This is a genomic window from Alkaliphilus sp. B6464, assembly GCF_018141165.1.
Lineage (GTDB): Bacteria > Bacillota > Clostridia > Peptostreptococcales > Natronincolaceae > Alkaliphilus_B.
Window position 1 is genome coordinate 2,690,793 of the sequence record NZ_CP058557.1, and the last position, 15,201, is coordinate 2,705,993.

At 31.8% G+C, this 15,201-nt stretch carries 14 protein-coding genes; all 14 read right to left on the bottom strand.

Annotated features, from left to right (window positions below):
* Window positions 1-100: 100 nt before the first annotated feature.
* The 14 genes from rpsO to rseP all read right to left on the bottom strand — a co-directional run bounded on the left by rpsO (window position 101) and on the right by rseP (window position 15,190).
* Window positions 101-364, bottom strand: a complete 264-nt coding sequence (rpsO, locus tag HYG84_RS13555) for a 30S ribosomal protein S15 (RefSeq protein ID WP_212378079.1) — start codon at window positions 362-364, stop codon at window positions 101-103.
* 104 nt (window positions 365-468) lie between these two features.
* The gene (locus HYG84_RS13560) at window positions 469-1,392 is read right to left on the bottom strand and encodes a bifunctional riboflavin kinase/FAD synthetase (RefSeq protein WP_212378081.1); all 924 of its coding nucleotides are present in this window, start codon (window positions 1,390-1,392) and stop codon (window positions 469-471) included.
* Between the two features lie 2 nt (window positions 1,393-1,394).
* Window positions 1,395-2,294, bottom strand: coding sequence for a tRNA pseudouridine(55) synthase TruB (gene truB / locus HYG84_RS13565; RefSeq protein WP_212378083.1), 900 nt, complete (start codon window positions 2,292-2,294; stop codon window positions 1,395-1,397).
* Window positions 2,295-2,299: 5 nt separating this feature from the next.
* On the bottom strand, window positions 2,300-3,262 hold the full coding sequence (locus HYG84_RS13570) for a DHH family phosphoesterase (RefSeq protein ID WP_212378085.1): 963 nt from the start codon (window positions 3,260-3,262) through the stop codon (window positions 2,300-2,302).
* Window positions 3,255-3,638 carry a 30S ribosome-binding factor RbfA gene (gene rbfA, locus HYG84_RS13575; protein WP_212378087.1) on the bottom strand — a complete coding sequence of 128 codons (384 nt, stop codon included), beginning with the start codon at window positions 3,636-3,638 and terminating at the stop codon, window positions 3,255-3,257. Before rbfA ends, HYG84_RS13570 begins: the two co-directional genes overlap by 8 nt.
* A gap of 18 nt (window positions 3,639-3,656) precedes the next feature.
* A complete protein-coding gene (gene infB / locus HYG84_RS13580) occupies window positions 3,657-5,774 on the bottom strand; it encodes a translation initiation factor IF-2 (protein WP_212378089.1) in 2,118 nt (705 codons plus the stop codon).
* 25 nt (window positions 5,775-5,799) lie between these two features.
* On the bottom strand, window positions 5,800-6,108 hold the full coding sequence (locus HYG84_RS13585) for a L7Ae/L30e/S12e/Gadd45 family ribosomal protein (protein WP_212378091.1): 309 nt from the start codon (window positions 6,106-6,108) through the stop codon (window positions 5,800-5,802).
* Entirely contained in the window at window positions 6,092-6,370 is a 279-nt protein-coding gene (rnpM, locus tag HYG84_RS13590) for an RNase P modulator RnpM (protein WP_212378093.1), read from the bottom strand. Before rnpM ends, HYG84_RS13585 begins: the two co-directional genes overlap by 17 nt.
* A gap of 13 nt (window positions 6,371-6,383) precedes the next feature.
* Window positions 6,384-7,421 (bottom strand): transcription termination factor NusA, encoded by a 1,038-nt coding sequence (nusA, locus tag HYG84_RS13595; RefSeq protein WP_212378095.1) that lies wholly within the window; start codon window positions 7,419-7,421, stop codon window positions 6,384-6,386.
* A gap of 14 nt (window positions 7,422-7,435) precedes the next feature.
* The gene (rimP, locus tag HYG84_RS13600) at window positions 7,436-7,900 is read right to left on the bottom strand and encodes a ribosome maturation factor RimP (RefSeq protein WP_212378097.1); all 465 of its coding nucleotides are present in this window, start codon (window positions 7,898-7,900) and stop codon (window positions 7,436-7,438) included.
* A gap of 155 nt (window positions 7,901-8,055) precedes the next feature.
* Window positions 8,056-12,381: a PolC-type DNA polymerase III gene (locus HYG84_RS13605; RefSeq protein ID WP_212378099.1), complete on the bottom strand. Its 4,326-nt coding sequence runs from the start codon at window positions 12,379-12,381 to the stop codon at window positions 8,056-8,058.
* A gap of 15 nt (window positions 12,382-12,396) precedes the next feature.
* The gene (locus HYG84_RS13610; RefSeq protein WP_212378101.1) at window positions 12,397-13,029 is read right to left on the bottom strand and encodes a glycosyltransferase family 2 protein; all 633 of its coding nucleotides are present in this window, start codon (window positions 13,027-13,029) and stop codon (window positions 12,397-12,399) included.
* A 14-nt stretch (window positions 13,030-13,043) separates the two neighbouring features.
* Window positions 13,044-14,090, bottom strand: a complete 1,047-nt coding sequence (gene ispG / locus HYG84_RS13615; RefSeq protein ID WP_212378103.1) for a flavodoxin-dependent (E)-4-hydroxy-3-methylbut-2-enyl-diphosphate synthase — start codon at window positions 14,088-14,090, stop codon at window positions 13,044-13,046.
* Window positions 14,091-14,182: 92 nt separating this feature from the next.
* Window positions 14,183-15,190, bottom strand: a complete 1,008-nt coding sequence (rseP, locus tag HYG84_RS13620) for an RIP metalloprotease RseP (RefSeq protein ID WP_212378105.1) — start codon at window positions 15,188-15,190, stop codon at window positions 14,183-14,185.
* Window positions 15,191-15,201 lie beyond the last annotated feature (11 nt).

Sequence of the window (15,201 nt, forward strand, 5' to 3'; positions counted from 1 at the left end):
TTCAAAAGTTAAAAAATTCCTATAAAAGCATAAAATAAAAAGCCTTTATGGCTTAGTTAAATAAATAATTAAATAATAGAGCGGGATTTCCCGCTCTTTATTATTTTCTTAATCCTAATTTTTCTATTATTTCTCTATATCTTTCGATATCTCTATCTTTAAGATAATTTAATAGGTTTCTTCTCTTACCAACCATCTTTAGAAGTCCTCTTCTTGAGTGATGGTCTTTTTTATGAGATTTCAAATGCTCATTTAAATGATTAATTCTTTCAGTTAATAAAGCAATTTGTACTTCTGGAGAACCAGTATCATTTTCATGAGTTTTAAAACTATCAATGATTACTTTTTTATTTTCTTGTAACATTATTTCACCTCCTCATTTTATATCCCCTAATTCTAAGTAACTGTCGGTGATTCAAATTACTGAGAATAGGTTCCTTAACACATTAATTATTCTAACATAATTACTTATAATTGTAAATATATATTTGCATTATTTGCATCTTGGTTCATTTGTCTAATTAAATCATCCACATTATCAAATTTAATTTGATCCCTTAGCCTTTTAATAAACTGTAATTCGATATATTGATCATATATATCTTCTTTAAAATTAATAATAAAAGTTTCAATCGAAATACTATTGGTACCAAAGGTTGGATTTGTTCCTACACAGGTAGCTCCTTTATATATAGAATTATTTATTTTAATAAATGTAGCATAAACACCTTCCTTAGGAACTAAATGAGAGGACTCTATTAAAATATTAGCTGTAGGATATCCTAATTTATGCCCTCTGCCTTTTCCATGAACCACTTTGCTATAGATAGAGTATGGTCTTCCCAAAAATACATTAGCATCCTCTATATCTCCATTTTTAATATACTCTCTAATAATTGAACTTCCAACCTTTTTATTATCTATAGTTACAGGATGAACTTCATAAACCTCAAATCCATGCTTTTGCCCTATTTTTTTTAAAAGTTCCACATTTCCTTGAGCCTTATATCCAAAATTATAATCAAATCCAACAACTACTATCTTACAATTTAACCTATCTACTAAAATATTTTTAACAAAATCCTCAGGAGTTAAGATCATTAAATTTTTATTAAACTCTTCCAAATATAAAAGTTCAACTCCAAAGGAGTCTAGAATTTTCTTTTTCATATTTATATTTGTAATTTGAGGAGGAGCTTCTCTTCCAGTAATAACTGCTAGGGGGTGATTACCAAACGTGTAAACACATGATTCTAAACCATCTGCTCTGCACTTTTCAATTAAAGTTGTAATTAATTTTTGGTGGCCAATATGAATGCCATCAAAGTTTCCAAGTGCAACTCCTCTTTGTACACTTTCATCTAATTGATTGTATTGTTTAATTGTTTTCATATTTACTCCCTTTCAAATAAAAGCCTTAAAAATTTGATATAATTTTGCCCATCATCATCACATTTAACAATACCAAAGCCAACAAATTGTTTTTCTAGATAAATACGCACTTCTGTTTCTAGAGGAATATCTAAATTAGCAACTAAATAATGTGGAAAAATTCGATTTCCATTCAACACCTGTTTAGTATAGGATGATTTTACAATAACTTTAGGTATATGGCTAAGAGGGAAGTCTAAGGGCAATAGTAGGCCTTTAACATCTTCTCTTTCCTTTAGTTCCTCTATTGTAATGGCTGTCTTTAAATCAAAGCCACTAGCTTCTATTCTAAGAAGAAAAGACATTACCCCTCCACACCCTAAAGTTCTCCCTATATCCTTACATAATGTACGTATATAAGTGCCCTTAGAGCATAATACATCAAACATTATTTTACCATTATCAATTTTAATAATATCAATGCTATAAATTGTTACCTGTCTCGGTTTTCTTTCTATCTCAATACCTTCTCTTGCTAGTTCGTAAAGCTTTTTTCCTTTAACCTTAAGTGCCGAATACATAGGAGGAATTTGATCATAAGTTCCAATAAAGCTTAATATAGCTCTTTCAATATCTTCATTTTCAGGCACTATTGAAGATCTATTTGTAATTGTTCCATATATATCTTCAGTGTCTGTTTCTATCCCTAAAGTTAATTCGGTACGATATTTTTTTTTACCATCAAGAAGAAATTGCGATATCTTTGTAGCTTGTCCAACACAAATAGGCAGAACACCTGCAGCATTGGGATCCAATGTTCCAGTGTGTCCTACCTTTTTAATATTTAACTTTTTTCTAACAACAGATACAACATCATGTGATGTCATTCCTGGTGGTTTTAAAATGTTTAAAATGCCATTCAAATAAATCACCGTCTTATAAATTGTTTTGCATTTTCTATAATTAGAGCCTTTGCTTCATCTAAAGAAGCATTTAACGTAGCACCCGATGCTTTTTTATGTCCACCACCATTAAAGAGCTCTGCCAGTTTTCTAACATCTACATCATCATGCTTTGACCTAAAACTAAGTTTAAGTTTGTCATCGCTTTCTTCTCGTATAGTTACTGATATATCAACACCATCTATATCTCTTCCATAGTTTACAATTCCTTCAACATCAGCAGAAGGTATATCAAACTTATCTAATAAGGCAGATGTAATTTCGAATATTGCAAGATGTCCATCAAGCTCTATGTCCATATTAGTTAAGCAATACCCTAAAAATCTTAAGTTTTTTATAGATTTTTTTTGGTACAGGTTATACATAATTTCCTGTTTATCTATATTAGCTCTTATTAGTTCTGCTGCTATTAAGTGAGTCTTATCAGTAGCATTATCATACATAAAGTTTCCACTATCGGTAACAATACCAGTGTATATACAGGTGGCTATCTCTTCATCTATTGTTAGTCCTATATCTTTAATAATGGAGAAAATCATTTCACAAGTAGATGATGAATTTATGTCTACAATGTTAATATCGCCAAACTGTGTATTACTAATATGATGATCTATATTAACAACTGTTTTGCTTTTTCTCATAACATCTATACTTTTACCTAGTCTGTTTTCGTCGCCACAGTCTAATGCAAAAAACAAATCAAAAGCTTTATCCTTAACATCTTCATATCTTTTGATATATTTTGACCCTACTAGAAAGTCATATCTGGCTGGTAATGGATCAGCAGTAAATATCTCTACATTTTTATACTTCTGTTTTAATGCTAGTCCTAAAGCAAGTATAGAGCCTATGCTATCTCCATCAGGATCAACATGAGATGTAACAGCAATATTATTACTGTTAGAAGCAATTTCTATTAGCTTATTCATCTGTCTTATCCTCATCAGAAGTAGGAGGATTTTGCTCATTGACCTTTGTAATTACATTGTACATGTAGATTCCTCGTTCTATAGATTCATCTAATTTAAAAATTACTTCTGGAGTATATCTAGCCTTAATTTTCTGTCCTATTTCTCTCCTAATAAAACCACTTGCCTTTATTAATCCTTCCATAGTGGCCTCTTTTTCTTTTTCAGTCCCTAGAACACTGATATAAATATTAACATACCTTAAGTCTCTAGTTACATCTACCTCTACTATACTGGTCATAGGTGCAATTCTTGGATCTCTTAATTCATTTCTAATTATATTACTTACTATTTTTTTTATTTCTTCTGATAAACGTTTAACTCTAGGATATGACATATCCTCATCCCTTCCTAGTTATCTTTCTATTTCTTTCATCTGATATGCTTCTATAATATCTCCTTCTTTAAGGTCATTAAATTGACTTAGACCTATACCACATTCATATCCAGTTGCAACTTCTCTTGCATCATCCTTAAACCTTTTTAAAGAATCAATTGTACCTTCATGAATAATTATACCATCTCTAACTAATCTAACTTTTGCATTTCTCAAGATTTTACCTTCTATTACATAGCATCCACCAATTGTACCTGCTCCTGGAACCTTAAATGTAGCTCTTACTTCTGCTTTACCTAAATCCTCTTCTTTAAATTCTGGATCAAGCATACCTTTCATAGCAGCCTCAATATCTTCGATTGCTTTATAAATAACACGATAACTTCTTATATCTACATTTTCTTTTTTTGCCAATGAAGTAGCAGTAGAAGTTGGTCTAACATTAAAACCAATAATTATAGCATTTGATGCTGCTGCAAGCATTACATCTGTTTCAGTAATTGCTCCTACCCCACCGTGTATTGGATGTATAACCACTTCGTCATTTGATAATTTAACAAGAGACTGTTTAACTGCCTCTACAGATCCTTGTACATCTGCCTTTACAATCAGGTTTAAATCTTTAATCTGTCCTTGTTCCATTTGACTAAACAATGCATCTAATGAAATTTTTTGACTTTCTTTTAACTGTTCTTCTTTTATCTTATTAATTCTCTTTTCAACAATTGCCTTAGCGACCCTATCATCTTCTACTGCAAACATTTGATCTCCGGCTTCTGGAACTTCAGACAATCCAGTAATCTCTACAGCTGTAGAAGGACCTGCTATTTTAACCCTTTTTCCTTTATCATTCATCATAGCCCTAATTCTACCATAAGCAGTACCAATTACAACAGAATCGCCTATTTTTAAAGTTCCATTTTGTACCAAAACAGTTGCTATGGAACCCTTACCTACATCTAGTTGGGCTTCTATAACAGTACCTATCGCTTTACGATTTGGATTTGCTTTAAATTCCTCCATCTCTGCAACTAATAAGATCATTTCTAATAGAGTATCGATATTTTCACCATTAAGAGCAGAAACAGGAACAGAAATAACATCTCCACCCCATTCTTCTATTAGAAGGCCATGATCTGCTAATTCTTGTTTCACCCTGTCTGGATTAGCACTAGGTTTATCCATTTTATTAACAGCTACTATAATAGGAACTTCAGCAGCTTTAGCATGGTTAATAGCTTCAATTGTTTGTGGCATAACCCCATCATCGGCAGCAACTACTAAAATAGCTATATCTGTTACTTTTGCACCTCTCGCACGCATTGATGTAAATGCCTCGTGACCAGGTGTATCTAAAAGTACTATCTTTTTATCATTAACTTTTACTTCTGAAGCACCTATATGTTGTGTAATTCCTCCAGCTTCTCTAGAGGTTACTTTAGTTTTACGTATTGCATCTAATAAAGATGTTTTTCCGTGGTCAACATGACCCATAACTGTCACTACAGGAGATCTTGGCTTTAAATCTTCAGGTCTGTCAGGCTCAATTTCAATATCATCAATAACATCCTCAATAGTTACATCTCCTAATGGCTCAACTTCAACACCAAATTCTGAAGCTATTATTTGGGCTGTATCATAGTCCAATTCTTGGTTAATAGTTGCCATTATTCCTAAACCAATAAGCTTTGTAATTATTTCACTAACATTTTTATCCATAATTTCAGCTAATTCTTTTACTGTTACTTTGCTTTTTAATTGTATCACTCGCTCACCTTTACTTTCTACCCTATCGTCATAATTATCCGCCATAGAATTTTTATTTCTTTTGTTTTTATTTTTATTTCTCTTCTCTTTTTTATTACTTGTAGGAACTATAATATCTTCTTTATTATCTAATGTTTCTAGTTTATTTTCATCATGCTGTTCTTGATTAGGTGGCTTTTCTTTTGTATTAGATATTGTCTTTGGTTTACTTTCCTCAGTAAATAATTCAATTAGTATATTTGCATTTTCATCCTCTAATGTACTCATATGGCTATTTACTTCAATAGATAACTCCTTTAACTTTTCGATCAATTCCTTACTACTAATTTCTAACTCTTTTGCCAATTGATATACCCTTATCTTTGACAAATAAATCACCCCCTAATTATTTTCTCTAAAGCAATTCATCTAAATATTTTAATATTTTTTCAGCAAAACCTTTATCTATAACACCTATAATTGTTCTAGAAGCTTTTCCGATAGTATTACCCAATTCTTCTTTTTGTTGCCAAAAACGAATTGGGATATCCCGATAGGATGCTTTGTCTTTAAATTTTTTTTTAGTATTTTCTGAAGCATCTTCAGCTAGTATTATTAAATGAATAGCATTCTTTTTTAAGTAATTAATGCAAGTTTCATCGCCAGATACAATATTTCCAGATTTCGCAGCTAAAGTTAATAAATTTTTAATTTTCACATTCATTTATAACAAGCTCCTTTATGAGATCCTCATATATCTCTTCAGGAATATTTGACTGAAAAGCTCTATTAAAGGCCTTTATTTTTTTAGCTTTATCGAGGCATTCTTTAGAGTTACAAATATATGCTCCTCTTCCTTGAGCTCTTCCAATAGTATCCACACTTATACTACCTTGTGAATTATGAACTACTCTTAATAGCTCCTTTTTAGGTTTCATTTCATTACATCCTAAACATTTTCTTAAAGGAATCTTCTTGTTTTTCATTTAATCACCTCAATTAACCATTGACTTGACTTTCACTCTTTATATCAATTTTCCATCCTGTTAGCTTTGCAGCAAGTCTAGCATTTTGACCTTCTTTTCCAATAGCTAAAGAAAGTTGATAATCAGGAACAATAACTTTTGCTGTCTTTTCTTCACTATTGACTTCGCATTGCAATACCTTTGCAGGACTTAGTGAGCTAGAAATAAACTCTTTAGGATCTTCACTATACTTAATTATATCAATTTTTTCACCTTTTAACTCATCTACTATAGTCTGTACCCTTGCTCCTTTAGGTCCTACACAGGCACCAACTGCATCCACATTTGAATCCTTAGAATCAACTGCTATTTTAGCACGTGAGCCTGCTTCTCTTGAAATACTCTTTATTTCTACAGTCCCATCATGAATTTCAGGCACTTCAAGCTCAAACAAACGCTTTACTAACCCAGGGTGAGTTCTGGATAGGAGTATTTGTGGACCTTTTGTGGTCTTCTTAACTTCTACTATATAGCATTTAATTCTATCTCCATGTTGATATTCCTCATTTGGAATTTGTTCACTTGGTCCCAAAATTGCTTCTGTTCTACCTAAGCTAATATAAACATTACCTTTTGCAACTCTAGAAACTTCTCCAGTGATAATCTCTGATTCACGATTTATAAATTCTTCGTAAACAATACCTCTTTCAGCTTCTCTAATTCTTTGTACAACTACTTGCTTAGCTGTTTGAGCCGCTATTCGTCCAAAGTTTCTAGGAGTAACCTCACTCTCAAAAATATCTCCAATCGCATACTTTGAATTGATTTTCTTAGCATCTTCGATATCAATTTCTAATAAATCATCTATTACGTCATCAGTTATCTTTTTTTGAGCGTATACATGAACCTCACCGTTATCGCGATTAATTTCAACTCTTACATTTTGAGCAGAGCCAAAATTTCTTTTATAACTAGAAATTAAAGCAGCCTCTACTGCATCAATTAAAATATCCTTAGAAATACCTTTGTCTTTTTCAATCTGCTCAAGGGCCTCTGTAAACTCAGCATTCATCCCTACTAACCTCCCTAAAATTTAATAGCCAATCTTGTTAAAGCTACCTTATCCCTAGGCAACTCTACTAATCCAACATTAGCCACATTGACTTTAATAATATTATTCTCTAACCCTACTAGCTCACCCTCTATAATCTTGTTTCCATTTAATGGTTCATATAGTTTCACTTCTACTATTTCACCTTTGAAACGAATAAAATCAGCCTCTTTTTTTAATGGTCTATCAAGTCCTGGTGATGATACTTCTAAGAAATAATTCTCTTTTATAGGATCTTCCCTATCAAGTTCATCACTTAGTTGCTCACTAACCTTCTGGCAATCATCCAATGTAATACCACCGGGTTTATCTATATATATTCTTAAATACCAATTAGAGCCTTCTTTTTTATATTCTACATCTGCTAATTCAAATTCTTCATTTTCTATAATTGGTATTACTAATTTTTCTGCAATCTTTTCAACACGATTTTTTGCCATTATATACCTCCTATATTCAGTTTTTATTGTAGTTTTTGTTATTTATTCAAACTTTATACCACTATATGCATACTATATAATAGAAAGAGTGGGAAACTCCCACTCTTTCAAGAATATCATATGTCGTTTGTTACAGTATAACACATATGGTAAAATCATGCAAGTGAAAACAATGAGAGTTGATTAGTTTCGGGTAAATCCTTAATACAACCATGACTAACTAACATTTCTATAACAGTTTTTGTAACTTTGGTTCTATTCCTTAAATCTTCTAATGATATAAATTCCCCTTCTTGTCTGGCATCAACTATACTTTTTGCAGCATTTTGCCCTACTCCTTGCAAACCCTTTAAAGGAGGTAATAATTTTCCATCAACTATCATAAACCTATCTGCATCCGAGAGATATAAATCTACAGGCAATAGATGAATTCCTCTACAGTACATTTCTAAAGCTACTTCTAATACAGTTAGAAAGTTTTTTTCTTTTGCAGTTAGATCATTTCCAATAGACTCCAATTCTTTTATCTTAAGTCTAATAGCATCTTCTCCTTTTATAATAAAGTCTGCGTCAAAATCTTCTGCCTTCGTAGTAAAATAAGTAGCATAAAATGCTTCTGGATAATTAACTTTGAAATATGCTATTCTGAAAGACATCATAACATATGCAGCGGCGTGAGCTTTAGGGAACATATACTTGATTTTATTACAAGAGTCAATATACCAGTCTGGTACATTATGCTCTTTCATTTCCTGCTCATTCTCTGGAGTTAATCCTTTACCCTTTCTTACATTCTCCATGATTTTAAATGACGTTTTTGGAGGTAACCCTTTTAAAATTAAATAGTTCATAATGTCATCTCTAGTAGAAATAACATCCTTTAATTCAGCAATATTGTTTCGTACTAAATCTTGCGCATTATTAAGCCAAACATCTGTACCATGAGATAATCCACTTATACGAACTAGTTCGGCAAAAGTTTTAGGTTGGGTGTCAATTAACATCTGTCTAACAAATTTAGTTCCGAACTCAGGTATACCTAATGTACCAACTTCGCATTCAATTTCCTCTGATGAAATTCCTAGAGGGTCAGTACTAGTAAAAATACCAATTGTATTTTTATCATCTAAAGGAATCTTCTGAGCATTCATACCAGTTAAATCCTCAAGCATTTTTATTATTGTTGGAACATCATGTCCTAATATATCTAATTTTAATAGCCGTCCACTAATTGAATGATAGTCAAAATGAGTTGTAATTACCCCAGATTTCGAATCATTGGCAGGATATTGAATAGGGCTGAACTTATGTATATCATATGCAGCAGGTACAATCATAACGCCACCAGGATGTTGTCCAGAAGTTCTTTTGATTCCAGTACATCCTGTGGTTAATCTATTTATTTCGGCCATATTATAATGTAATTGTTTCTCATCAATATATTTCCTTACAAAACCATAGGCTGTTTTATCAGCAACAGTTCCTATTGTCCCCGCTCGATAAACCTTACCTTTACCAAAAAGCTCTTCTGTATATTTATGGGCTTCACTTTGATATTCTCCAGCAAAGTTTAGATCAATATCAGGCTCCTTATCTCCCTCAAAGCCAAGAAAAACTTCAAATGGTATGTCATGACCATCTTTAATAAGTATCTCTCCACACTTAGGACAATCTTTATCTGGTAAGTCAGCACCAGATCCAATAGATCCGTCTAGTATAAACTCAGAGTATTTGCATTTTGGACATACATAGTGTGGCGGAAGTGGATTTACTTCTGTTATATCACTCATAGTAGCTGCAAAGGAAGAACCTACTGATCCTCTAGACCCTACCAAGTATCCATCACTTAAAGATTTTGCAACTAATTTATGTGCAATAATGTACATTACAGCGTATCCATTATTAATTATTGAGTTTAATTCTTTATCTAATCGATTTTTTACTAGTTCTGGTATATCTTTACCATAAATTCGCTCTGCCTTTTCATAGCACATTCTTCGTAGTTCTTCTTCAGATCCTTCAATTTCTGGTGGAAATGTGCCATCAGGAATTGGTAACATATGTTCAATCTCATCACAAATTTTGTTTGGGTATTGTATAACTACTTCTTCTGATTTAGCTTTGCCTAAATAAGAAAACTCTTCAATCATTTCATCGGTAGTTTTAAAGTATAGTGGAGCTTGATCATCGGCATCACTAAATCCCTGCCCAGCCATTAATATCTTTCTAAATACACTATCTTTAGAATCAAGAAAATGTACATCACCTGTAGCTACAACAGGTAAGTTTAGCTTTTCACCTAATTCTACTATCCTTTTATTTAACTCCCTAAGATCATTATTATCTTTAGCAAGACCCTTTTCAATTAAAAATTTATTATTACCTATAGGCTGTATTTCTAAATAATCGTAGCGCTTAGCTATTTTCTCAATATACTCTGCCGGCTTATTAGAAAGAATACTTTGAAAAAGTTCACCCGCTTCACAAGCTGTGCCTAAAATAAGCCCTTCTCTATATTTATTCAATAAGCTTCTTGGTATACGAGGCCTTTTATAAAAATAGTTTAAATGGGATTCAGAAACAATCTTATATAGATTTTCTAAACCTGTATAGTTTTTTGCTAAAATAACAATGTGATAGGTTTTCAATGTCTTAAAATCAATCTTTGTACTTAAGTGAGTATTTATATCCTTTAAGGATACTATATTTCTTTCTTTCATCATTTCAATAAACTTTATAAACATTTCTGCTGTAGCCTTAGCATCATCTACAGCCCTATGATGATTCTCTAAAGATATATTTAGTTCTTTAGCAATAACATTCAATCGATGTCTTTTTAGATTTGGTAAAAGAACACGTGCTAACTTTAAAGTATCAATAGTTATGTTGTTAAAATTCATATTATATCTATTAGCCTTATCTCTAATGAAACCAGTATCAAAATCAGCATTATGTGCAACTACAGGACTATTTCCAATAAATTTAAAAAACTCTGGAAGAACTGTTGCTATAGTTGGTTTATCCTTTACCATATCATTAGTAATGCCAGTTAATTCTACAATTTTTTCTGGAATATTCTTCTCAGGATTTATTAGAGCTGAGAAGCTATCAATAACCATATTGTTTTTTATTTTAACAGCTCCTATTTCTGTTATTTCATCATTTTTACTTGAAAGACCAGTAGTTTCAATATCAAAAATAACAAATTCATCATCTAAAGAGTACTCTTCTTCTCCTTCTATCAAGTTTACTTCATCATCTACCAAATATCCTTCCATTCCATATATTACTTTAACACCATATTTATTCCCTGCATCCATAGCCTCAGGAAAAGCCTGCACTATCCCGTGATCAGTTACAGCTATAGCTTTATGTCCCCACTTAGACGCCTTTTTGATTAGATCAGTAATACTAGTAGTACCGTCCATAGCTGACATTTGAGTATGTAAATGTAACTCAACTCTTTTATTCTCATAGATATCATCTTTTTCTACTTTTTCTATTTGTATTGCATCAGTTAACATAATAATATTTTCTCTAATAAATTTATCGTATACAACATCACCTCGGACTCTAACTACCTGTCCTTTGACGAACATTTCTTCTAAGACAACTGTTTGATTTTTTCTTTCAAAAATTTTTGCTGTTATGGAGTTTGTATAATCTGTAATATTTATTATAGCCAGTTTTTTACCACCACTAAGTTCTTTAATTTCGATACTAAATATTTCTCCTTCTACAATAACTCTCCCGGAGTCAGTTCTAATATCAATAAGTTTACTAATCTCTCCAGAAAAATTTTTCCCTAATAAAACAGAAGAAGATAATGGAGATTTAGGCTCAAAAATTTTGTCCTTTGATTGATCTTTATTTTGTACAGTATTATCCATTGGATTTTGTTTCTTAATTTGACTAATTAAAGCTAAATTTTCATTCTCTTTTTGTTGTTCATAGTCTTCTAGAACAAATTCTTTATTTACATTCGTATTTATATTACATTTAATAGATATTTTAAATTGCTTTAGAAAGTAATTTTCAATCTGTGAATCTACTCTTCTTTCCCTCATTTTTTTAGTAATAATACTAGAATTAAAAATAAGTTTTAGAGTAGAATCTGTAATTTCACTATTAATTACACCTTCAATTACATTAAAAGAAGGAACATTTTTTTGTAAAATATATAGTATGTTTTTCCAATTCATATTAATTAACTCTTCTAAAGAGGTATATTCTACATCGTAGATAAAAAATACTTCCATACTAGAACCTAACTTTTCTTCTATTATCGTTTTTAACTGGTTTAAAGAATTATGTACATTTTCATGATCTAGTATTTCCTTACCAACTAAGTGAATCGAAATTTTTTTACTTTGCTTGAAGTATTGTACTTTCTCTATTAAACAAGATTCATAGGATGGATTTTGTGGTATTCCAAAACCATTTAAAAAATAATTTAAATTAAGACTTCCCAAAGGAGTCATAAAATCCCTCCCTTTTTAATGTATCCAATATTTAATTATATCCTTGTACATTTTAATTCGCCAAATTGCTCCTTTGGCAAACCCTATTTTTTCTTCTTTTGTTGTATGAGTTACATTTTCTAATATTACATTTTCTACTCTAAGCTTATGCTTTCTAGTCAATTTAGAGAGAGCTACTTCTATTCCGTAGCCTGTGATATCCAAATTTAAAATTTCATCAGCAAGATGTGTTTTTATTGCTCTTTGTCCTGACAAGTGGGGTGCAATATATTGTGCTAAATCTGTCACATATCTTCCAGACCTAAAAATCCCTATTGTCATATCAAATTGCTCTTCCAATAATGGCAAAATTAATGATTTAATATGATTTGGAGTTAGACCTATTAAATCAGCATCTAATAGAACTATAATATCACTTCTATCTTTGCAGCATTTTATTCCCTCTTTAACTGCCGCAGTTTTTCCACTATTTTGAGGCATTTTTATTAAGTCGACATTATACTTAGATACAATATTAGAAGTCAAGTCTTCCGAACCATCATCAACTACAATTATATTTGACAACATATCAGTCTTTAAAGCAGGATCGATTACCTTTTCAATTCTTTTTTCTTCATTGTAAGCAGGTATGATGGCAGTCACCTTCACAATGTTCCCTCCCACTACATCTTTTCAATTTCTTCTATCAATGTTGTTAAAATTTCTTCCTCTTTTATCTTTTTTATAATTTCTCCCTTTTTAAATAAAAGTGCCGATCCTGAGCCACCTGCGATTCCAATATCAGCATCTCTAGCCTCTCCTGGACCATTAACTGCACATCCCATAACCGCAACCTTAATAGGCTTCTTTAGCTTTCCTAACTTATCTTCTACTTGATTAGCTACGTTTATTAAGTCTATTTGACATCTGCCACATGTAGGACAAGATATAATGGTTACTTCATTTTGAATTATTCCTAAGGATTTAAGAAGTTGTCTTCCAGTTCTAATTTCTTCTACTGGATCACCAGTTAAGGAAACTCGTATTGTATCACCTATTCCCATTAATAATAAAGCACCTATGCCTGCTGACGATTTAATTGTACCAGTCCATATTGTACCAGCTTCAGTAATTCCTAAATGTAGAGGGTAGTCAACCTGCTCTGACATTAATTTGTAAGCATCTACAGTTAGCTTAACATCACTTGCTTTTAAAGATACTACAATATCTGTAAAGTCCATATCTTCTAAAATAGATATATGCCTTAGAGCACTTTCAACCATCCCTTCAGCAGTAGGATGTCCATATTTGTCTAATATAGATTTCTCTAATGAACCTGCATTTACACCAATTCTAATAGGTATATTTTTTTCCTTAACTGCTCTAACTACCTCCTGAACCCTTGTAGTTTCACCGATATTCCCAGGGTTTAATCTCAAACCATCAACCCCCTGCTTAATAGATTCTAAGGCTAACCGATAATCAAAATGGATATCAGCCACAATAGGTATATTGGTTTGAGATTTGATTTTATGTATAGATTGAGCAGATTCCATATTAGGAACAGCAATTCTAACAATATCACATCCTGCACTTTCCAGTCGTCGTATTTCATTAACTGTACTAATAACATCTCTAGGATCAGTTGTAGTCATAGACTGAACTGAAATTGGATTGTCACCACCGACATATACGTTTCCACACTTAACAACCTTAGTTTTTCTTCTCATTTGCTCACCTTCTATGATTTTCAATATTTTTTATTATTAAATAGTTAATCTTGTATGCTTGAAAATCTAATTATATAACTCTTTTAATTAAATTAGCTAAATAATTTTAATATATCTTTATAAGTAACAAATAACATTAGAGTTATCAAAAGACCAAAACCTATTAAATGTATCATACCTTCTTTTTCAGGGTCAACGGGTTTTCCCCGTAGCATTTCAACTAATAGAAATAAAATTCTACTTCCATCTAATGCAGGTATCGGTAATAGATTCATTAATCCTAAGTTTACGCTTAAGACAGCGGTCAAGTTAACTACATCTATCCATCCTGTTCTAGCCACCTGTCCTACTAAGTTTATAATTCCTACAGGTCCCATAATTTCTGCCGCAGCATTAGATTCTCTAGTAATCAATCCTTTTAGAAAACCTAATATACCAGTTGCTATGGCTTTTATTGCTACAAATCCATTTCGGATCGATGCACCTATAGATTTTTCTATAGTAGTTTTGATACCAATTGTTGCCCGATTAGTCTCTATATCCCTAGTAGGTATTACAGTTTTCTCAATTCTATCACCATTTCTAACAATAGTAATATGTATCGAATTATCCTGCGATTTTCCAATAGTGTCTATAATATCTTGCCAAGTATCCATTTTTTCCCCATTAATAGAGTAAATAATATCTCCGCTCTGTATTCCAGCTGTTTGTGCAGGAGATTGATCCATAACCTCTTGTATTCTTGTAGTTGGTGCTCCTATTGAATAAAAAATAATTGAGAATAATGCTATAGCTAAAACAAAGTTCATAAAAGGTCCAGCAAAAATAACAGATATACGAGCTAAAACTGATTTGTTATTAAAGCTTCTTAAATCATCAGATTTTTCATCTTCACCTTCCATTCTAACATATCCACCAAGTGGTAAGGCTCGAATTGAATACGAAGTTTCACCTTTTTTTACTTGAATAAGCTTAGGCCCCATGCCTATAGCAAATTCATGAACTTTAATTCCTACTAGCTTTGCCACTGTAAAATGACCTAACTCATGAATCAAAACCAGTATACCAAAAACAATAATAGCCACTAAAGCAGTTGCCATAAAACCACCTT

Excerpts from the sequence above, each read along its gene's own strand:
- rpsO (WP_212378079.1), bottom strand. The coding sequence starts at position 364 with ATGTTACAAGAAAATAAAAAAGTAATCATTGATAGTTTTAAAACTCAT.
- HYG84_RS13560 (WP_212378081.1), bottom strand. The coding sequence starts at position 1,392 with ATGAAAACAATTAAACAATACAATCAATTAGATGAAAGTGTACAAAGA.
- HYG84_RS13570 (WP_212378085.1), bottom strand. The coding sequence starts at position 3,262 with ATGAATAAGCTAATAGAAATTGCTTCTAACAGTAATAATATTGCTGTT.
- rbfA (WP_212378087.1), bottom strand. The coding sequence starts at position 3,638 with ATGTCATATCCTAGAGTTAAACGTTTATCAGAAGAAATAAAAAAAATA.
- HYG84_RS13585 (WP_212378091.1), bottom strand. The coding sequence starts at position 6,108 with ATGAATGTGAAAATTAAAAATTTATTAACTTTAGCTGCGAAATCTGGA.
- rnpM (WP_212378093.1), bottom strand. The coding sequence starts at position 6,370 with ATGAAAAACAAGAAGATTCCTTTAAGAAAATGTTTAGGATGTAATGAA.
- nusA (WP_212378095.1), bottom strand. The coding sequence starts at position 7,421 with ATGAATGCTGAGTTTACAGAGGCCCTTGAGCAGATTGAAAAAGACAAA.
- rimP (WP_212378097.1), bottom strand. The coding sequence starts at position 7,900 with ATGGCAAAAAATCGTGTTGAAAAGATTGCAGAAAAATTAGTAATACCA.
- HYG84_RS13605 (WP_212378099.1), bottom strand. The coding sequence starts at position 12,381 with ATGACTCCTTTGGGAAGTCTTAATTTAAATTATTTTTTAAATGGTTTT.
- ispG (WP_212378103.1), bottom strand. The coding sequence starts at position 14,090 with ATGAGAAGAAAAACTAAGGTTGTTAAGTGTGGAAACGTATATGTCGGT.
- rseP (WP_212378105.1), bottom strand. The coding sequence starts at position 15,190 with ATGGCAACTGCTTTAGTGGCTATTATTGTTTTTGGTATACTGGTTTTG.